The sequence below is a fragment of the Lunatimonas sp. genome, from assembly GCF_020832325.1.
Lineage (GTDB): Bacteria > Bacteroidota > Bacteroidia > Cytophagales > Cyclobacteriaceae > Lunatimonas.
Window position 1 is genome coordinate 77193 of record NZ_JAFIEU010000020.1, and the last position, 19849, is coordinate 97041.

General features: G+C 44.4%; 21 protein-coding genes and 1 tRNA gene. 6 read left to right on the forward strand and 16 right to left on the reverse strand.

Features of this window, described 5'->3' with window-relative positions:
- Positions 1-17 precede the first annotated feature (17 nt).
- The 5 genes from JJU34_RS07995 to JJU34_RS08015 all read right to left on the reverse strand — a co-directional run bounded on the left by JJU34_RS07995 (position 18) and on the right by JJU34_RS08015 (position 5305).
- The gene (locus tag JJU34_RS07995) at positions 18-1571 is read right to left on the reverse strand and encodes a DUF6600 domain-containing protein (protein ID WP_228691815.1); all 1554 of its coding nucleotides are present in this window, start codon (positions 1569-1571) and stop codon (positions 18-20) included.
- Between the two features lie 180 nt (positions 1572-1751).
- Positions 1752-1979, reverse strand: coding sequence for a Lacal_2735 family protein (locus tag JJU34_RS08000; protein ID WP_366512685.1), 228 nt, complete (start codon positions 1977-1979; stop codon positions 1752-1754).
- Positions 1963-3546, reverse strand: coding sequence for a toxin-antitoxin system YwqK family antitoxin (locus JJU34_RS08005; RefSeq protein WP_228691851.1), 1584 nt, complete (start codon positions 3544-3546; stop codon positions 1963-1965). The genes JJU34_RS08000 and JJU34_RS08005 overlap by 17 nt, the downstream gene beginning before the upstream one ends.
- A gap of 156 nt (positions 3547-3702) precedes the next feature.
- Positions 3703-4299 carry a hypothetical protein gene (locus JJU34_RS08010; protein ID WP_228691817.1) on the reverse strand — a complete coding sequence of 199 codons (597 nt, stop codon included), beginning with the start codon at positions 4297-4299 and terminating at the stop codon, positions 3703-3705.
- Positions 4300-4306: 7 nt separating this feature from the next.
- Positions 4307-5305 carry a beta-ketoacyl-ACP synthase III gene (locus JJU34_RS08015; RefSeq protein ID WP_228691818.1) on the reverse strand — a complete coding sequence of 333 codons (999 nt, stop codon included), beginning with the start codon at positions 5303-5305 and terminating at the stop codon, positions 4307-4309.
- Between the two features lie 450 nt (positions 5306-5755).
- On the opposite strand from JJU34_RS08015, the gene JJU34_RS08020 reads away from it, so the two are divergent.
- The gene (locus JJU34_RS08020) at positions 5756-6361 is read left to right on the forward strand and encodes a T9SS type A sorting domain-containing protein (RefSeq protein ID WP_228691819.1); all 606 of its coding nucleotides are present in this window, start codon (positions 5756-5758) and stop codon (positions 6359-6361) included.
- A gap of 3 nt (positions 6362-6364) precedes the next feature.
- Here the strand turns inward: JJU34_RS08020 and JJU34_RS08025 are convergent, their stop codons facing one another.
- The 3 genes from JJU34_RS08025 to JJU34_RS08035 are packed head-to-tail and all read right to left on the reverse strand — an operon-like array spanning position 6365 to position 8955.
- Entirely contained in the window at positions 6365-7267 is a 903-nt protein-coding gene (locus tag JJU34_RS08025) for an MBL fold metallo-hydrolase (protein WP_228691820.1), read from the reverse strand.
- A gap of 5 nt (positions 7268-7272) precedes the next feature.
- Positions 7273-7971, reverse strand: a complete 699-nt coding sequence (locus JJU34_RS08030) for an SOS response-associated peptidase (RefSeq protein ID WP_228691822.1) — start codon at positions 7969-7971, stop codon at positions 7273-7275.
- A 27-nt stretch (positions 7972-7998) separates the two neighbouring features.
- Positions 7999-8955, reverse strand: a complete 957-nt coding sequence (locus JJU34_RS08035) for an alpha/beta fold hydrolase (protein ID WP_228691824.1) — start codon at positions 8953-8955, stop codon at positions 7999-8001.
- Between the two features lie 122 nt (positions 8956-9077).
- Here JJU34_RS08035 and JJU34_RS08040 point away from each other — a divergent pair, with 122 nt between their 5' ends.
- Positions 9078-10736: a pyruvate dehydrogenase complex dihydrolipoamide acetyltransferase gene (locus JJU34_RS08040; RefSeq protein ID WP_228691826.1), complete on the forward strand. Its 1659-nt coding sequence runs from the start codon at positions 9078-9080 to the stop codon at positions 10734-10736.
- A 90-nt stretch (positions 10737-10826) separates the two neighbouring features.
- A complete protein-coding gene (hslV, locus tag JJU34_RS08045) occupies positions 10827-11372 on the forward strand; it encodes an ATP-dependent protease subunit HslV (protein ID WP_228691827.1) in 546 nt (181 codons plus the stop codon).
- A 45-nt stretch (positions 11373-11417) separates the two neighbouring features.
- Here the strand turns inward: hslV and JJU34_RS08050 are convergent, their stop codons facing one another.
- A complete protein-coding gene (locus tag JJU34_RS08050; protein ID WP_228691828.1) occupies positions 11418-11714 on the reverse strand; it encodes a Dabb family protein in 297 nt (98 codons plus the stop codon).
- Between the two features lie 172 nt (positions 11715-11886).
- On the opposite strand from JJU34_RS08050, the gene JJU34_RS08055 reads away from it, so the two are divergent.
- Complete coding sequence (locus JJU34_RS08055) at positions 11887-12873, forward strand: aldo/keto reductase (RefSeq protein ID WP_228691830.1); 987 nt, start codon at positions 11887-11889, stop codon at positions 12871-12873.
- Between the two features lie 129 nt (positions 12874-13002).
- On the opposite strand, the gene ssb is transcribed toward JJU34_RS08055, so the two are convergent.
- A complete protein-coding gene (ssb, locus tag JJU34_RS08060; RefSeq protein ID WP_228691832.1) occupies positions 13003-13350 on the reverse strand; it encodes a single-stranded DNA-binding protein in 348 nt (115 codons plus the stop codon).
- 194 nt (positions 13351-13544) lie between these two features.
- Between ssb and JJU34_RS08065 the strand changes: the two genes are divergently transcribed.
- Positions 13545-13916 carry a hypothetical protein gene (locus tag JJU34_RS08065; protein WP_228691833.1) on the forward strand — a complete coding sequence of 124 codons (372 nt, stop codon included), beginning with the start codon at positions 13545-13547 and terminating at the stop codon, positions 13914-13916.
- A gap of 58 nt (positions 13917-13974) precedes the next feature.
- On the opposite strand, the gene JJU34_RS08070 is transcribed toward JJU34_RS08065, so the two are convergent.
- The 4 genes from JJU34_RS08070 to JJU34_RS08085 form a co-directional block, all read right to left on the reverse strand.
- Entirely contained in the window at positions 13975-14334 is a 360-nt protein-coding gene (locus tag JJU34_RS08070) for a response regulator (RefSeq protein WP_228691834.1), read from the reverse strand.
- A gap of 238 nt (positions 14335-14572) precedes the next feature.
- A tRNA-Thr gene (locus JJU34_RS08075) sits at positions 14573-14645 on the reverse strand.
- A 171-nt stretch (positions 14646-14816) separates the two neighbouring features.
- Positions 14817-16673: a DUF349 domain-containing protein gene (locus JJU34_RS08080; RefSeq protein ID WP_228691835.1), complete on the reverse strand. Its 1857-nt coding sequence runs from the start codon at positions 16671-16673 to the stop codon at positions 14817-14819.
- Positions 16674-16730: 57 nt separating this feature from the next.
- On the reverse strand, positions 16731-17300 hold the full coding sequence (locus JJU34_RS08085; protein WP_228691836.1) for a YqgE/AlgH family protein: 570 nt from the start codon (positions 17298-17300) through the stop codon (positions 16731-16733).
- 101 nt (positions 17301-17401) lie between these two features.
- Between JJU34_RS08085 and pdxH the strand changes: the two genes are divergently transcribed.
- The gene (gene pdxH / locus JJU34_RS08090; protein WP_228691837.1) at positions 17402-18034 is read left to right on the forward strand and encodes a pyridoxamine 5'-phosphate oxidase; all 633 of its coding nucleotides are present in this window, start codon (positions 17402-17404) and stop codon (positions 18032-18034) included.
- Between the two features lie 59 nt (positions 18035-18093).
- Here the strand turns inward: pdxH and bshB1 are convergent, their stop codons facing one another.
- Positions 18094-18810 (reverse strand): bacillithiol biosynthesis deacetylase BshB1, encoded by a 717-nt coding sequence (gene bshB1 / locus JJU34_RS08095; protein WP_228691852.1) that lies wholly within the window; start codon positions 18808-18810, stop codon positions 18094-18096.
- A gap of 5 nt (positions 18811-18815) precedes the next feature.
- Entirely contained in the window at positions 18816-19847 is a 1032-nt protein-coding gene (locus JJU34_RS08100) for a peptidoglycan DD-metalloendopeptidase family protein (RefSeq protein ID WP_228691838.1), read from the reverse strand.
- Positions 19848-19849: the final 2 nt, after the last annotated feature.

The following is a 19849-nucleotide window of genomic DNA, read 5'->3' on the forward strand; positions in this document are numbered from 1 at the left end:
TAGTTTACCTTCTTTTATCAATTACCTCTGCGTCCTTGCGAAGTAGAAGATCTACCTTGGTTGCTTGACGAAACCGCTAAGCTACTTCTAGAGGAGCCACTCGAGCTCACCCTTGGAGGAGCAGATTGTCTGCTGATCGGTGCACTATTGGTAGACACCCGGGGGCTTTGTGAACTCCTACTACTGGGAGATGCCACCCGACTTGGCTGTTGAGCTCTGGTCTGGGGCGAACTGACCCTGTTCTGATTTGTTCTAGGGGCAGTGGTCACCCTGCCAGTTGACCCTGGTGCAGAAGGTCTCACCTGCTGCTGCCTAGCCCCCTCGTTTTGTCGCGGTTGCACTGTAACGGGCTGTCGTGTGGTTGGCGCACTGCTTGGCCGTGTCACCTGCTGTCTCTGCTGAACTTCGGATGATCGAGGGGTCTGCTCTACACGCGCTCCCGCCGGGGCGGATCTGACTTGAGAAGATGCCTGAGACCTTCCGGAATTCACCTGAGCCCCAGAGGGAGCTTGACCAACGCCACTTCTGGCTGTAGATTGAGGGCGATTCGTTGGTTCAGTTGACCTCGTTGCACTTGCGGCCTCAGAAGAAGAGGACCTCGCAGACCTAGCTGGTTCACTTCTTAAATCCGCTCCCGCGACCACCCTTGGACTGGTACTAGAGGGGACAGTGGCAGATGACCTCTGTGCCTCCCGTGCAGCCGATCGGCTATTATCTACCGTGGAGGGCGTAGCAGCATTTGCCCTCCTTTGCTCTTGGTACTCACTGGATGTATATGCCCTGGATGGTCTCACATCGGAAGAATTTCCTCTGGCGCTTGCTTGCGAAATCTCTGGTCTATAGACTGTTATTTGGTTATTCTCCAAATTTGTTCTACCAGGTCTTTGTCCATCTCTCACCTCATATACAGGGACACGGTTTCTGGTGACTCGCTGCAATTCTGTTCGACTTGGCCCTGCTACATATGTTCTGTTGTTATATACATAGGTATTGTTGATGACGGTCGTTTGATTGTAAATCACCGTTACGTTTCTAGCTGGGATGTAATAATTATATATATTCCTGGCAAGAAATCGACGTCGGGGCACAAATACCCAGTGATTGACCGGAAAACCAACCGAAACATGTACACCAACCCGAGGCCACATCGGTGCCCATCCATAATACCCTCTGCCTGTTCTCCATTCTACCCATGCCGGTCCCCACTCGTATCCAGGAACCCAAGCCCAACCGTAAAAGTCCGTGTAGAACCACCTGCCATAGTGAAACGGTGCCCAACCCCAATCGTACAAGGATACCCAGGTATTGCCAAATCGGGAATTCACCCAGTACCCATTGGTACGGTAAGGCTGAAAACCTGCCTCCACATAGGGAATCCAAATAAAACCATGTGTAGGGTCTTGAACCCAGTCTCCGTAGGGAGCTAGTCCATCGTAAAACACTTGAAACGAAACACCCATAGCATTCATTTTTGCTTCTGCCGGTTGACTAACCGAAAAAACCAAAAGTAACAGTGCTATCCATCCACCCAGGATCGTGTTCGAAAGCCGAATATTCTTTGACGTTTTCATAGCTTCTCAGGTTTGGTTACTTGATGTATTTTACGTAAACACAAAAACAATGTTCTAAAAAAAATTGAAAAAAATAGTTTTTTCAAGTATATAGGGAAAAATTACAGAATTTTATTTAACAAAAAAGCCTATAATCGAAATTATAGGCTAATACGAATCAGGTACGCTTGCTCGTACTGTTCAGGCTAACTTATCAATCTTTTTTGCTACATTTTCAGCTTCTTCCATCAGCTTATCTGCGGCTTTTCTATTCGAATGCGACATTTTATGTGCCTTTTCCATCAACATCTTGTACTCGTCCGCCAATCGCTCTTTTTCTGATTTCTTCTTAAATAATCCAAACATAGCTTTTTTATTAGGTAAACCTGATGCATCAGAACAATGTTTGGAATCAATTAAAATTCTCAAACATCAAATCATCCAATGGATCATCTTCATCTACCACCTCATCATCTTTGAAATTGATAATATCTTCGAGTGTACCTGACCGGGTGTAGTATTTCCAAGCCCCTTCCTTCTTACCATCTTCCATATTTCCCTCGGAAGCTGTTCGTCCATTGTCATGAAAATACCTCCATTGACCGTCAGCACGCCCATTTTTGTAGTTTCCCTCCGATTCTTTGACCCCGTCTACATAATAGGTAATTCTCGATCCATTACCATCTTTCAAAGTACCCGGATCAAGCGTTTTTGATCCATCGTAACTGAAGTATTCAGTCACATTCATCAGGCGACCGAATCTCCAAGTCTCCTCTTGCGTCAGCTGCTTGTTATCGTAAAACAAACCCCAAACACCATCCTCTTGCCCTAGGAAGTAACTTCCAACTGATTTTAACTGACCTCCGTCATAATAGTAAAACCACTGTCCATCTTCACTACCTAGCTTATACTCTCCCTCTGCAACAAGTATGCCGATTTTATTAAAATATTTCCACAGGCCATGCTTTAAATCACTTCGGTACTCCCCTATAGAATACAGAGTACCCTCGGGAAAGAAACTACGCCAAACGCCCACCTTCATTCCACTCTCGTATTGACCAGTAACTGACGGATTACCATTACTATGATTCTCCTCATACTTTCCCACAGGTACGCCCAGTTGATATTCCATACGCTTTGAAAGATTTCTATTAGGGAAAAACTCCTCCCAAACACCTACCGGAATATCGTTCTCGTACTGCTCTTTGCGGGCTACGCGTCTATTTTCGTAATAAAACACCCAATTGCCGGTCTTATTTCCCGAGGCATCAAATTCCTTTTCAGACTCGACCACGTTGGTCTCCGGGAAATAAGTGGTCCACTTCCCCACCCTTCTGCCATTTTGATAGGTCCCCTCCTCCATCACACGCTTGTTCATGCTGAATCGTTTGAATTCTCCGTGGGGACGGTTGTTTCGGTAGTTAGCCTCTACCGCAAGCACCCCATAGGGTGTATACTCCAGGTAGCTTCCCTCCTTAAGGTTTGCTTTAAAGGTCTGCCGAACCGCTAACTGTCCATTTTCATAGTAAGTAAGCCACTCTCCTTCCTTCTTTCCATCTACAAACCTACCTTCCTGCTTTACCTGCTTTGGATCTATATAATTCGGTCTTCCGCTTTTGCCATAATATTCTTTGTATGGCCCAACTAATACACTGTCCTGAAAAACGGCTTCTTTGATCATTGCCCCGTCTCTATCAAACTCCATATAGGCGCCATTTAATAGGTTGTTTTTATACCCGGCAACGATATGTCGTTGGTTATTGCTGTGATAGGTAGCCCATTGTCCCTCCTTCACGCCATTTTGAAAAGTACCCTGCTGAATCAACCGGTTTGATCTTGGGTCGATGAACTTCCAAAGACCATCCATCCTGTTATTAACCATCACACCGGAACCCATCAAGGTAGAATCGGGATTGTATATGTTCACTGCTTGGCCTTGGGCGAAAACATCGTGCATCAAACACACACCAATCACTACAGAAAAAAGGTATCTCATCATTTCGCTTTTTGGATTCGGTTAATCTTACGGTCAGATATCAAACTTGGTTCCAATTTAAGTCTTAAACCCAAAAAAATGTATAGTTTTCCCATATTATTTATGCCGAACGGACCTATCGGAAATTACTTTCCTCTTTTGTCAAGCAATAACCTGTCAATCAAGGGTTCCTAACTGTAACAGCGAGATTAGGTTATATACACATTCAAACAACGCTGCCTCTGCATCGCTTTTTTCCCCTTCCAGCTTCACCGGGCAGAAAACCTGAAAAAACCTACCTGCATCACTATTCACCTTTAATCGAATGGCGGGCGACAAAGCTCGGTGATTGCCATCATCGAGAATCTGCTTGTAATGCCAAAGAGAATCTGCATCTGCCCACCGATACCCATTGGATTTCAATGTGCCCAATACACGCTCCTCCCAGATACGTGTATACAGAGGATTAGCCGTACCGGCAAAAAGAAAAACGAAGGCTCCCCGTCCCCACCAATTCAATACCCGAATGTTTAAGCCCCTCGCCGAATCAAAATCCCTGCCGACATCCAGCACCTGATAGGGGCACCGCTCCAATTCATTTCCCTTACTCACCTTACACCCCCGAAATCCCGGCAATCCCTTTGCTACCTCAGAAGCCATCAACCGGTTGGCTACTTCGGATAGGATTTGCTCATAGAGCACCTTAAAACGGTGTATCTCCTCAAAAAGCTGCCGCTGTCCTGCCACCTGCCAAGCGCGTTCTAAATCGCCCATGATACAATCACCACTTTATCAAGGCAGATCCCCAAGCGAACCCACTGCCAAATGCAGCCAAACAAACGATATCTCCGTCTTTGACACGTCCGCCAGCCACTGCCTCACTGATGGCAATTGGTATCGTCGCCGCTGTGGTATTACCGTATTCGGTGATGTTGTTGTACACTTGGTGATCGCTAAGACCCAGCTTTTGCTGTATATACTGACTAATCCTGAGATTTGCTTGATGGGGGATTAACAGATCCAACTGAGAAACCGCCATTTGATTTGCCTCAAGGGCTTCCATGATTACCTCATAGAATCGAACTATGGCATGTTTAAACACCGCATTTCCATTCATGTAGAGGTTGAAACCTCCCGCATCGATCATCTCTTGGGAAATACGTACCTCCCTACTGCTTCCAGGATCCTTCACATAGAGCTCCTCCGCGAAGTCTCCATCTGCATGCAAGTGAGTGGAAAGAATCCCTGAATCGCTGTCCAGGTTAGCCCTTACAACTACCGCCCCCGCACCATCGGCAAAAATCACGGCACTGGATCTGCCTTCATCGCTCTTGTCCAAGGCCGAGGATTGGATTTCAGCTCCCACAACCAATATCGTCCGGTACATGCCGGACTTTATATATTGGTCGGCAATGGATAGAGCGTAGACAAAACCCGAACAAGCATTTCGGATATCCAGTGCACCAACTCCCTGCAATCCGAGTTCCCTTTGCAACAATACACCATTACCCGGAATGAAGTAATCGGGTGTAATAGTGGCAAAAATAATAAAGTCAATTTCAGCCGTTTCGATTCCCGCATTATCTATTGCCATCTTTGATGCCTCCAGCGCCATACTTGTGACCGAATCCCTGCCAGGAACAAACCACCTTCGCTTCTCAATACCGGTCCGCTCTACGATCCAATCGTGATTGGTGTTCATCATTTTGGATAAGTCATCATTGGTCATGATACGTTCAGGCAAGTAATGCCCCGCGCCGATTATCTTGGATTTTCTCATTTCTTGAGCGGTTATATGTAAATCAATTTGCAAGGCAAAGTTGCCATTTCTCTCCAAATTTACAAGCAAGGTATTTACATCCCGAATTTTTCGATTTCAGTTTTAAGAATTTTTGGTTTTTTCAATGAAACGAAACAGCTTTTTTCTCAGGCAGCCCAGTCTTATGTTTTTTGTTCCTTGAAATACTAAAAATGAATTTCAACGAAAAATCAGGTATAATTCAACTATTCCCCATTAAGTACAAAAAAATAAAAAAACACTAAACTTCTTTTTTATTAAAAATATTTGTAACTAATTACGGAAAACATATTCAAATAAAGAATGTTACTAAAGTTATTTCATAAAACATTTACTTATATTCTAAAATATCAATCACAATAAACCGCATTCAATTCACAAATTTGTACTTATCAAATCCAGAAGATTATCACCTGAAACCAAAAAAAAGCTATGAAGCATTGCTACTCCGTCCCTTTACTGGTTTTTACATTAATCTTTTCCATCCAGGCACATGGTACACCTGAAAAGATCACTACGGAAAGAACTTTTCGTTTGCCACTCATAACCGCTTCTGATTCACTCCTAGGATCGAAAGACAAACCTCTAAAGCCAAACACGAAGATCACACCTATCGTCGCTAAAAATACTGGAGGAAACCTTCAGGGTGAAACTACACCTGCCACACCGGAAATCTTTGCGCCGATGAATAGCCGCCTTCGAGGGTATCGGGAAATGATACGCGGTTTTAGAGAGATGGAACAGGATGAAACGCTAGCCTACTCGCAAAATAATTCAGAACCTGAAATTAAGCTTCAAGCATATCCAAACCCTGCCTCCCATGTCCTTAAAATAAATATGAGAAACACGGTGGAAGTAGACAAAATTGAGATCTATGATGCTTCTGGCACGCTGAAGGATACCTACTCAGACCCGAATCCTTGGCAACGTGAGATTATTGAGATCAATACAGGAAACCTATGTTCGGGAACGTATACCCTCCGAGTATACACGAAGGGAATTCCTTTTAAGCCCATTCGTATCGTAATCAGCCGCTAAACGTTACAGGCGGCCCTGTGCTTTTAATTTCCAATATCGCATCAGTCCCGCCACAGACATCCAACTGGGGTTTGCGTATTCATACAAAGATTGGACTGCCTCGGACACTCCCAAGCTATTCATTTGAGCCCGAGTAAATTCCATAAAGCGAGGTGTAGCATCCTCCACCGTAGTCCCGTTGTCAAACTCGGCCTTAATCCACATTGCCCAAGAATCCATGGCTTCTTCTAGTTCATCCAAATGTTGTTCTATCATTTCGATCATACCAAAATGGGTTAAGTACAACCTGGATGGAGCAATTTTTCGGATCAGCTGTAGAGAATCTTTCCAAGCTTCCATATGAATGTCTGGGGGAGGACATGGCGGCACTGCGGGTCCACCGCAAATTTTCACACCGGCTACATCACCGGTAAAAAGCCCCCCTTCAAACTCCCATGCGATATGATGTGAAGCATGACCTGGGGTGTGCCAAGCCGTAAACGACACATCCCCAAACACAAAGGATTCTCCGTGGGAAGCCTCTGTCATGGCACTTTCGGGAATGGGTTCCATTCTCCCCCATAATTTTCCCATGTTTTCTGCGCCATATATTTGAGAGGCAGAATTCCAAAGGCGATCGGGCGATGCCAAGTGTGGTAAACCTACCGGATGCACATAAACCTGAGCGCCGGCCTGGGCCAGCTTCCATGCTGCGCCGGCATGGTCAAAGTGAATGTGGCTTAACAGCACGTAACGAATGTCAGATAACTGGTACCCCAAAGCTTCCACTTGGCTATTCAATACAGAAAAGGTACTCTCAGGCCCGGTTTCAACAAGAATGAGACCAGCACTGCTTTTTACCAAAAAAGCACCTATTGCTTGGCTTGCATTCCGAAAGTTGAGATCTAGTACTTCTACGTCTCGCATATAACTTATCCAAACAGTGTGTAATTCCCAAATTGATCCATGGGCATGGTCTTTCGGATCACCGAAGCAGAATCATTGACAACATGATTTACCAACGGCGAAACGGTATAAGAAAGCATTTTTTCATCGGACAAAGGCTTCAGTAACGAAATCAGCTTATCCTCCGGGGTGCTGGGGTTAAGCCAAGTGGATTCAACTTCTCTATCCAAAATCACCGGCATCCGGTCATGAACTTCATTTACCATTCCATTGGGCGTCGTCGTCAACAGCACGAAAGTATGCTGAATCACACCATCTGTATTTTCGTACTCATCCCAAATGCCTGCAAATGCAAACAAGCTTTCGTCCAACAAGGTAAATCGATAGGGTATCTTTATCTTTTTGCCCATTTTCTTCCATTCGAAAAAACCATCCGCAGGCACTAAGCAGCGTTTTCGTCGGAAGGAATTCTTGAAGGAAGCAGTCTCCCGAATCGTTTCTGCCCTTGCATTGATGAACCGCTGGGCCACCGGTTTGTTTCTGGCAAACTCCGGCGTGATACCCCAGTAAAAATGAGAAAAACCCATGGGACTATCCGAGGTGATGACCGGAACAAGCTGGGTAGGAGCAATATTATATCTTGGCTGAAATGGCTCCAGCATTTCTGCTTTAAAACGCTCTTCCAGTTCCGTCTTGCTTTTGGCTAGGGAATATCTTCCACACATAACCTTTTTTTGTTTAAATATACTTGTTTAATCGAAATGGATAAAGTCAAATGCCCTTTTTTCAGACCAGAACGGGAACCCAACCCTTCGTGGACTAAATCCTACGTGACCACCGGTAGTCGGAAATTCCATGTAGACACCACTCAGCGTCTCCCCAAGCCTTTCAGGAAAGCAACTTTCGCTCAAAAACGGATCGTTTCGCGCATTGAGGATCAGGACGGGAATGGCTATCCCTTCTAGAAACCCTAGCGAGGAACAGGACTGATAATAGTGGTCTGCATCGCGAAATCCATGCAAAGGACCTGTAAACCAGTTGTCAAAATCACGCAGCGTCCTCACTTTACTCAGATCTCCCAGGGGAATCCTCTCCGGGAAAATTTTAGCTTTTTCCTTTACCTTAGCCTTGAGTGACTTCAAAAACCGTGACGAATAAAGCCAGTTAGATCGGCGGGATATTTGATCAGACGCACCGCCCAAGTCCAGAGGTACCGAAATGGCTACTGCCTTTTGCACCCCATGCTGGGCAGGCGCTCGCTCACCCAAGTACTTTAATGTTAAATTTCCACCTAGGCTAAAACCGACCAAAAAGATATTCCGGTAGCCGCTTTTTGCACGTAATACCACCGTATGCAAATCATGAGTTGCTCCCGAATGATAAAACACGGGCTGCAAATTCGTCGAACCGCTGCATCCTCGGAAGTTCCAGTTAAGGACATCATATCCTCGGCTGAAAAAAAAATCAGCCATGCCCATCATATAGGGTCTCCTGCTATTACCCTCTAGGCCGTGACTTATAATCACCAAATTATCCGACCCCTGTTTCAACCAGTCCAAATCCAAAAAATCGCCATCCGGTGTACTAATCCTTTCTCTCTCAAAGGGTAAGATGGGCACCGTGCGGAAGACCGACGGAACAATCGTTTGAAGGTGACCCCCGAAGAGGAACTCCGGATGAACATAATTTTGATTTTTGACTACTGGCATTTCAATTATTTGCAACGCTACTAAAACTAGCCCGTCGTGAAAATACTATTATTAAATTTGAATAAACATATTTTAAGAACTATTTTTGAATTGCGGAAATTTAGAATTCGAAAAATTAACTTATGGCCGAGATAATACGAATGCCCAAAATGAGTGACACCATGGAAGAAGGGGTGATCGCACAATGGTTGAAAAAAGTTGGTGACGAAGTTAAACCCGGAGATATTCTGGCTGAGGTTGAGACCGACAAAGCCACCATGGAATTGGAATCTTATGAGGAAGGAATCCTTCTCCACATCGGAGTTGAAGAAAAAGATGCCGTTCCAGTGAATGGTGTAATTGCTATTTTGGGAGAAAAAGGTGAAAATATAGATAGCCTCTTGAAGGACCTTTCTGGAGGAGGGAACAGTAGTTCTAAATCCTCAGACGAACCTAAAGAAGCAAAAGAGGAGAAAAAGTCTGAACCGAAAAAAGAAGAAGCGCCCTCTGAGGAAATAGACGTTTCAGACGTTCCTGCCACAATTATCGCTATGCCTAAAATGAGCGATACCATGCAAGAGGGTACCATTGCATCTTGGTTGAAAAAAGTTGGAGATTCCGTAAAGAGTGGAGATATTCTTGCAGAAGTGGAAACCGACAAAGCTACCATGGAGCTGGAATCCTACGAAGACGGTACCTTATTGTATATCGGAGTGGAAGCCGGAGATTCCATCGAAGTGGATGGAGTGATTGCTGTGATCGGTGAAAAAGGAGCGGATTTTGAGAAGCTTCTCAAAGCACACAACCAAAAATCAGCTGGGGGCAGCAGCACTTCCGAAGAAAAGAAAGAGAGTACAAACAAGGAATCTGCTCCTACCGAAAAGGAGGAAGCCAAGCAAAGTGCAACCGCTCCGGCTGCTTCAGCATCCGAAAATGGAAGGGTAAAGGCGTCTCCATTGGCCAAAAAGATTGCCAAAGAAAAAGGCGTGGATATTTCTTTGATCAAAGGGAGTGGAGATCATGGCAGAATTATCAAAAAGGACGTGGAAAGCTTTGATCCGGCTTCGGCCAAGCCAACAGTCGCTACGTCAAACGCATCTTCGGGAGTTGGCATTGGAGAGGAATCTTACAAAGAGGAAAAGGTATCCCAAATGCGTAAGGTGATTGCGAAGCGGCTTGCAGAAAGCAAATTCACAGCCCCTCATTTCTATCTTACGATGGAAATCAACATGGACAAAGCCATTGAAGCGCGCAAAAGCATGAATGAAGTGGCTCCCGTTAAGATCTCCTTTAATGACATGGTTATTAAGGCATGTGCTGTGGCACTGAAACAAAACCCCAAAGCCAATTCTTCCTGGTTGGGAGACAAAATCAGGTACAACGAGCATGTACATATTGGGATGGCGGTAGCTGTAGAAGAAGGCTTATTGGTTCCCGTGATACGCTTTGCAGACTCCAAGTCTCTATCTCAAATTTCCAACGAAGCAAAAACGTTGGCCGGCAAAGCCAAAAATAAAGAGCTACAGCCCAAAGATTGGGAAGGGAACACGTTCACCATCTCAAACTTGGGCATGTTTGGAATTGACGAATTTACAGCCATCATAAATCCGCCCGATGCCTGTATCCTTGCTGTTGGCGGGATCAAGGAAACCGTCATTGTAAGAAACGGCGAGATGAAGGTTGGAAATGTGATGAAAGTAACCCTATCGTGCGACCATCGGGTGGTCGATGGAGCAGTAGGTTCCGCCTTTTTGATCACGCTAAAAAACCTGCTGGAAGATCCTGTCCGGATCTTGATCTAGTCAGTTTTAAAACATGAAAACCAAAAAGTCCTACTAACTAGGACTTTTTGCGTTAATGCTGAATTAGTCCCACACGTCGCAAACATATCAATGGAGAAAATAAAATCGACCACCGTAGTCGCAATCAAGCATAATGGAGAAGTGGTTATTGGAGCCGATGGTCAGGCAACCATGGGCAATACGATCGCCAAGAGCAGCGTCAATAAGATTCGGATACTTCAGGGTGGAAAGATCGTAACCGGTTTTGCAGGTTCCACAGCAGATGCGTTCACCCTGCTGGAAAAATTCGAAGAAAAGCTCGGAGCCTACGGTAACAATATGAAGCGTGCTGCTGTGGAGCTAGCCAAGGAATGGAGAACGGACCGAATGCTCAGCAAATTGGAGGCGATGATGGTCGTCGCCGATGCTGAGGATATTTTGATAATCTCGGGCACCGGTGATGTTATTGAACCGGATCTGAGCATCGCCACGATTGGGTCAGGTAGCATGTATGCCCAGTCCGCTGCGAGGGCACTAAAAAAATATGCCAGTCACCTGAGCGCAGAGGAAATGGTCAGGGAAAGTTTAGGGATTGCGGCTGATATCTGCATTTATACCAACCATAACATCATTGTAGAAAAGGTAATTTCAAACTAGTAGAATATCTACAGGGTTGATTTAAACATCAGCCCTGTAGATATTTTATACTTCAAAATCGTAGACCTGTACTTTAGCCCATTTGGCTTTATGATCCTCGATAAACCGAAGGTGGTCTGGGTGGTCCTGATACACATCGTGATCGGATACGCTATCAAAATAGACCGTCAACGCGATATGATAACTGTCGTCGATAACCGCCCTCTTGGGAGTTTTAGCTGGTACGCCAACGGAAAAATCCTTGGCAGTGGATACGGAGCCAATTTTCTTACAGCCTTCCATCACAGCTGTTAGATCCTTGTCAGGCTGATGCAGCCAAAAAAACACTTGATGTACAATCATTCATTACATAATTAGAGGTGTGAGATTTTTTTCGTTGCTCAAATATAATGATTTCCGTTGCCAACACCGATTAAAAAAAACACCTCATTTGTCTTAGTGAAAAAATCTAGTAAGTTTACAAACTGTCTTGTGACAGGTACCGTGTTGCATTACCCAAAACAATCCCTTTCAAATGAACTATAGAAAACTAGGCAAAACGAATTTCAACGTATCCGAAATCGCTCTAGGAACCTGGCAGGTGGGCGGCGGATGGGGCCAAACCTTTGACCATCAAACGGCCAGCCGAATCATACACACCGCATTGGATTCTGGCGTTAACTTCATCGATACCGCTGATGTGTACGATGCAGGATTGAGCGAGGCAGCTGTCGGAAAAGCCATTAGAGAGCGATCCGAGCGGATCTATGTAGCCACCAAATGCGGGAGACAGATCCAACCGCACGTCCACGAAGCCTATACGCCTGAGATCCTGCGAAAATTTGTAGAGGCAAGCTTGAAAAACATGGCGCTTGATACCATCGATTTGATTCAGCTCCATTGCCCTCCCACTCCGGTATATAAAAGAGCGGAAATCTTTGGGCTTTTTGACCGATTGAAAGAAGAAGGAAAGATTCAACACCTTGGAGTGAGCGTCGAGACAGTAGAAGAAGCCGAGATGGCCCTCGAATTCCCAAACGTTTCTACCGTACAAATTATTTTCAACATGTTTCGACTGAAACCTTCGGAAAAATTTTTCGCCATTGCACAAAATAGTAACTGTGGCATCATCGTGAGGGTTCCCCTTGCCAGTGGATTGCTTACCGGCAAATTACACCCCTCCAGCAGTTTCCCAGAAAATGATCACAGAACGTTTAACCGGCAAGGAGAGGCATTTGACAAGGGAGAAACCTTTTCAGGCGTTCCGTTTGAACTCGGGCTTGAGGCAGCAGAAGAGCTCAAACTGCTAGTAGGAAATCAAGCCTCACTCGCTGCATTTGCGTTGCGCTGGGTGCTCATGTTTCCCGAAGTTAGCACGGTTATCCCGGGGGCATCCAAACCGGCCCAGGTTCAGGAAAACATAGCAGCAGCGGAACTCCCCGCACTTAAACCGTACCAAATGGATGCAGTTAAAGCCATCTATGAAAAATACATAAAAAAAGAAATCCATCACCTGTGGTAAGGTTATATGGAACCAAGCCCTCCGGAATAAATTCCAGGGGCTTGGTTTGACCTCCTACATGGTCGACAAAGCTCGCTTGCTGAAATCGCCAAAATACCATGAAGGTGATAGCGAGAAAAAAAGTATTTATCAAGATTTGACAGACCTATCAGCCATCAGCAAAACTTCGCTGACCTGCACCTCAGTAACGTATTTTTTTTCACCACTTTTGTCCTCGTAGGACCGGTTTACCAGCTTGCCCTCTATACCGATCTCAGAGCCCTTATCGGTATATTTGTGAATGATATCGGCTGCCTTACCGAATGCAACCAAAGAATGCCAGTAGGTTTCTTCCACCCGTTCGCCTTTTGCGTTTTTATAGGAATCATTTGTCGCCAACCTAAACCTTGCCATGGTGGTACCTGAGTTCAATGTGCGATAATCAGCCTTTGCGCCTAAGCGTCCGATCAACTGTACTTTGTTTTTTAGAGCGTTCATATTTGTTAACGTTAAAGGTTTAGTAATTAATTTTCGATGTCATCCGTCTAAAACGAACACTACAAAGTTGCACCTCAAGATCGCCCTTTACCGTATGTTTTTCGTTTCTATCCGATTAAAAACGTTTACAAACGTTTGTAAAATCTGATTATTTATGTAAATTCCCTGTGATTTTTAAGCTAACACACACTTTTATGGAAAACGGGATAGAAAGAACCTGTCAGAGTTGTGGCAAGCCACTACAGGGCCGAGTGGATAAAAGGTTCTGTGATGATTATTGCAGGAATGCCTACAACAATCTCCGTACGGCAGCTAGCACCAAAATCGTACGAAACATTAACAACGCCCTAAAGAAAAACAGAAACATTTTAGCAGGACTGTTAAGTGAACAGGGGGAGATTGCCAAAACGACCAAGCAAAAATTGTTGGAGGAAGGGTTTCAATTTAAATACATCACCCATACCTATACAAATAAAAAAGGAAATGTGTACGGGTATTGCTATGACTACGGATACCTAGCCCTCGAAAATGATTGGTATTTGGTTGTCAGACAAAAGGGAAGCTGAAACTTTCTCTTAAAACTCCTGGAGTAACTAAGTTAAAAAGACCTGATACACGAGATGCTTAGCAGGAAAAAATTTCCCGTATGGATTTTTGCACATGTTGCTTGGGCAAAAAACGCACCACTTTACCCGATTCGTCTACCCGTTCAATATCTCGTTCATCTACCGAACTACTCAGTACATAGATCTCAGATTTAAGTGCCACTGAATCCAGATTTTCAATAAAATCCCATCCAGTCATCTGCGGCATCAGTAAATCCACGAACATATAGTTGGGGTTGATGGCATAAATTTCCTTCAACGCATCTGCAGCACTGGAAAACTTGAAAACCCGAAACGGCTGTTGAATATGCCGCTGGATAAACTTCTCTGTCACAAAACTGCTCACCACATCATCGTCAATCAGCACAATATTTATCATTGAAATACAGTTTAGTTATTTTGAAAAGCATTTTAGATATTACAAATGTAAATAAAGATTCCAATAAAGCAAATTGACACGAAGTTTTTTGGTCAATTTGCTTTTGAAAATTACACTTGACAGGAAAGAATCGGAGGTGGATAGGGCTAGCAACTGTATGATCAAAAAATAAGGACACGGTGATTTTCGTATTCGAATGACTAAAAAAAAACGGGCAGCTAAAATAGCTGCCCGAATGAGCCCCCTGCCGGGATCGAACCAGCGACCTACTGATTACAAGTCAGTTGCTCTACCAGCTGAGCTAAGGAGGCCTACTATTTGATGTTTCTTACACAACCCAAACTAATCTTTAGGTTGCCTACATGGTTGAGAAACGTTTTTTCCCTTAATGCGAGTGCAAATATAGAATTTGGACAGGTGAAGTTCAAACAATTAATCAGGAAATTTAGGAGGATATCCAAATCCCCCTATAAATGAGCCCATTAAAATTCACGGATGATCGAAAGCTTCTTCTTGAGTCTGTCAACTTCCTGCTCCGCCTTTTCAATTTTTTCTTCAAACTGATCCTTCAATTTTTCTGCTGTTTTGGATGCAGCAAAGAACTCCAAATTATTTTTCCACAACGTGATGTTATTTTCTAAATCTGCAATCTGCTTTCGGATACCGTGTTCCTTTTTGTTCAGTACTCGGGCGCTGTTGGGGTCAGCTTGTATTTTATTCAAATTAAGTCTGAATAGAAACTCTTCTTTATCGGAACCATTTACTCCTAACTTTTCGATATACGTATCCACTACATCCGAAAACGTCGAAGCGATTTCCTTCAAATTTTTTCTGGGAACAAACCCTATGGCATTAAATTCCTGAATGTATCTCTCCAGTTGTTCCTCACTCAGATCTGTACCCCGTTTTGCTTCATCGGATATCTGAACGCAAAGCTCCTTCTTCTTGGCCAGGTTATCCTCATACTCCTTGTTTGCTTCCTTATTGGAACTTCTTCGGTTTTGAAAGAAAGTATCACAGGCTGCCTTAAACCGGCCGTACAGATCATCCCGACTCTTCTCCGGCATAGGCCCTAACTCCTTCCATTCTTTCTGCAGGCGTATCAGCTCGTCCGCTGAACTTTTCCAATCCGTGCTATCCTTATGTTTGTCAGCCTCCAAAATCAAAAGCTCCGCCTTATCCTTATTCTGCTTGCGAACTTCATCCAGTTCCTTGAAAAACTGGTTTTTATGGTTAAAAAACTGCTTGAAAAGGCCCCAAAAAGTTTTGTTGACTTCTCTTCCATTTTCCTTGGGAACGGGCCCTATGACTTCCCATTCCTTTTGAATGGCAAGCATTTCTTTGGTCTTGGCATTCCACTCCTTAATTCTATCGGCTTTGAAATCCCGGAAGGGCTCCAGTTTTTCGATAAGCTTCAATTTCAATTCCAAATTCCCCTTGTATACGGACTTTTGCTCTTCGTAGAATTCCTTGCGTCGGGAATAGACAGCATCAGAAGCGGCCTTAAACCGTTGCCAAACTTGCTCCTGCTCCTCCCTAGGCACGGGACCTATGTGCTTAAATTCCTCATGCAATTCATTGAGATGCTTAATGGCTTCCTTCAGATCAGATTCCGAACTCAGGGCTTCCGCTTTTTCGCAAATTTCCAGCTTGCTTTCCAGATTCTTCTTTCGGTCAAGCTCCTTTAGCTCAAAGTAGATGCTTCGGTTGTCATAAAAGCGATCCATCAGGGCATTGTAGGACGCCCATAGATTTTTATTCTGATTGGCAGGAACAGGACCTATGGTTTTCCATTCATGCTGAATGGACTTGATAGCGTCTATACTTGAGGTGGTTTCTTCGCTATCTACTAGCTCCCTAAGTTTATCCAGTACGGCATTTTTAGCGTACGCATTGCGCTCTTTGGCCTTTTCGTTTTCTTTAATCTGCTTTGACCTTCTTGATTTAAATTCGTGGTAGGAAACGAAAAATTCCTTGTCTTCCTCCGCATCTCTATATTCAAAATCATCTTCAGCGCCACCATCGGCTAGAAACTGCTCTAAAGCGGATTCCTTTTCTTTATGGTAGATTTCGTCATAATGACTTTTTATATCATTCACCTGTGGATCATGCTTGATATAGTGATCATCCTTTAAGATCTCTTTGATCGCATGTAGCAGTTTATGTTTGGAATAGCCGCTAAAATCAACGACTTCCTCTTCCTGACCATCCTCACTTTGCTCCTCTTCAGCTTCCGAACCTATATCCTCTACTTCTTGCTTTTTACCCAATTCAGGATTTTCATTAACCTCTTGGGTCTCCTTGTTGCCTTCTTCAGACATTTCTTTGTCATTCTCCATAATATGCTAAACGTGCTGACTACTTAACGGTGTCTAAACAAAAGTAGTAATTTTGGTTTAATTTAATCTTGGGTCTATCGGATAATTTGCCAGAACTTGATAGTCTCCTCCCATATTTTTTAATATCACCCGCCACAATTCGTCCGGATCGGAAAAAAAAATATGGTCGGTAAAGTCATTTTTGCAGACAATCCAGGTTTTTTCCTCTAGTTCCTCATCTAATTGTCCTCCGGTCCATCCTGAATACCCAATAAAAAAACGAAAGGTTTCTAGGTCGAGGGATCCGCTGTTGCATTTTTGAATGAGCTCGTTGAAATCGCCACCCCACCAAAGATCTCCCTGAAGGGAAATGCTGTCCTGAAGTTTCTTTTCACCAAAGTAAATGAAATGCAAGGTATTCTGCTCCACCGGACCTCCGACATACACATCGCTATCAAAATTGAGCAAACCATCCAACAGGTCTCCGAGTTTAAACAAAGAAAGTTTGTTCAAAACAAGACCAAAAGAACCTTTATCGTTATTTTCGCACAATAGTACCACCGACCTAACAAAATTTTCATCTTGAAGAAACGGCTCAGAAATAAGCAGGCATCCTGAGTGTGGCGGTATAGTAGAATCCAAATACATCAAAAATCATTTTGGTATGGGGCTTTCAATATAAATCAAAAAAAATTAAATCCAACCTTCTTGACCTTCTAAATTTAGTTTTACGCTCATAAAACCACAAAATGAAAATATCAGACATCAGAAAGGAGTATTCTTCCAAAATATTAGAAATTAACAAGGTCGAAAAAAGTCCTATAGAACAATTCAAACGCTGGATGATGGAGGCATTGGAAGCTGAAGTAATGGAGCCAAATGCGATGAATCTAGCTACCATCGGCTTGGATAATCGCCCCTCAGCCCGTATTGTACTGCTCAAAGGAATCGACCACGGGTTTGTCTTTTTTACCAACTACGAAAGTAAAAAGGGCAAAGAGCTGATAGAACATCCCTACGCTTCTCTAACGTTTTTTTGGCCAGAAATGGAACGACAGGTACGGATAGAGGGCAGGACGGAAAAAACGAGCGAAGAAGAATCCGACGAGTACTTCCTCTCCAGACCGACCGAAAGTCAGATAGGCGCTTGGACATCTCCTCAAAGCCAAGAGATACCAAGCCGCGGATTTCTGGAGGAACAGCGGAAATACTACGAAGGAAAATTCAGCGAAAAGCCGCTCCAAAGGCCCCCTCACTGGGGCGGGTTCCGCCTATTGGCAGATCGAATCGAGTTTTGGCAAGGAAGGCCCGGACGGCTTCACGACCGGATAAAGTATACCTTGGAAGACGAGTTGTGGAGAATAACCCGCCTTGCACCTTAAGTAGGCTTAGTTAACAGTAAATTAAACCCTACTGTAAAGAGATAGTGTTTCCGAATACATCAAAGAAGGTGAAAGAGATTGTCCACGCCGGGAACTCGCTCCACAGTATACCCCTCTCCGTACCTGACAGAAATCTTGTGTCCCATCTCGCGAGCCCGTGCTTCGATAAAGTCCAAGAAACCTGGGCGAGAGATAAAACTTTCCGGCTCCTGGCTAGTTGCGTCGAAAAACTGCGACTTAAATGCTAGGATACTTTCCTTTTTGATCTCCCAATAATCGGAAATGTCTACGACCAAATCTGGCTCAATGTAGTTATTTTGAATATAATGATACACGGCCTGTGGTCTCCAGGCCTCTTGGGGCACTCCGTCCAATTCTGTCTCCAGTCGACGGAGTCCGCTTAGAAAACAGGCTTTTGTGGCTAAACTACCTCCCTTTCCATGGTCCGGATGGCGGTCTGTGACCGCATTGGCCAACACGATCTCAGGACGATATTTCCTCAAAATCTTGGCGATTTCGACCTGATATCTCTTCTCCTCCGAAAAAAAAACATCTTCGAATGCTAAGTTCTCCCTTGCGCTAAGACCCAAAATCGTTGCCGCGGCATCCGACTCCTCCAGACGGATCGCCGGAGTACCTCTAGTTCCCATTTCACCCTGTGTAAGGTCCAATATACCTACTTTATAGCCTTTAGCCACATGGGAGGCAATGGTTCCAGAACAGGAAAGCTCCGCGTCATCTGGGTGGGCCGCTATCGCTAAAATATCCAGTTTTATCATGCTCATCGTATTTTCAACCTCATACCCACCCGTAGGACGGTACTGGTAGTAATATTATTCATTCGTGTAATATGTGAAACAGACACGCCGTATTTTCGGGCTATTACGGAAAGATTTTCGCCGCTGCGAACGCGGTGAATTACTGCCTCCTGCATTTTAATTACATGATCAAAGCTGGAGGAGGTGATCGTATAAAGCGGACTTCTGATTTTATGACCTTCGAAATCATACAGATTCTGGGGATTTATAGAAAGCCCCTTGTACCTAACTTCAAAATGCAAGTGAGGGCCAGTACTCCTGCCGGTACTCCCTCCGTACCCTATCACAGACCCGGCCCTTACCTCCTGCCCTACCTCTACCAGAATCTTGGACAAATGCCCGTATAGAGTCTCGAGTCCATTCCTGTGCCTCACCAAAACAAAATACCCGTATCCATAGCGGTCATAGCTGGCCATTCGAACGATACCATCAAAAGCCGAATACACAGAATCACCTACACTGAGACGCAAATCTATTCCATGGTGCCACCGGTACCGACGAAAACCAAATTCTGAACTCACCCGACTATCTTTTAAAGGCATACTCCAAAGCGATCCGTAATAGGGATCAAACAACCTAACGGGAATAGTGTCTTTGAAGTCCTTTGGGTTGAAGTCGTAAATATCTATTTTCTTACTGTCCCAAGAGGCAAAATACTCGTAAGCGGTCACCCAGATACTATCGATCATGGTCTTTTCAGACACCTGAACCAACTGATTAGTTGGCGCCCAGACGATAGAAAGGGTATCCTCGTTGACAATCGAAAGCCTTTTTTTGAGGTCTACACCTCCACTGAATATCAGGGAATCGGTTCCTCGCTGCAGGTTTGACAAGTACTCCTGCACATCGAAAGGCTGGATTTTTTTCTGATCCGGCATAACCGAATCTTTGGATGGAGACCGCTTGATCAGTCTGGGATTTACCTGCGCTTCCGACACTTGGGAAAGGAGCAACCATACCAATCCCAACAAGCAGCAAATCCGAACTTTAGTCATCG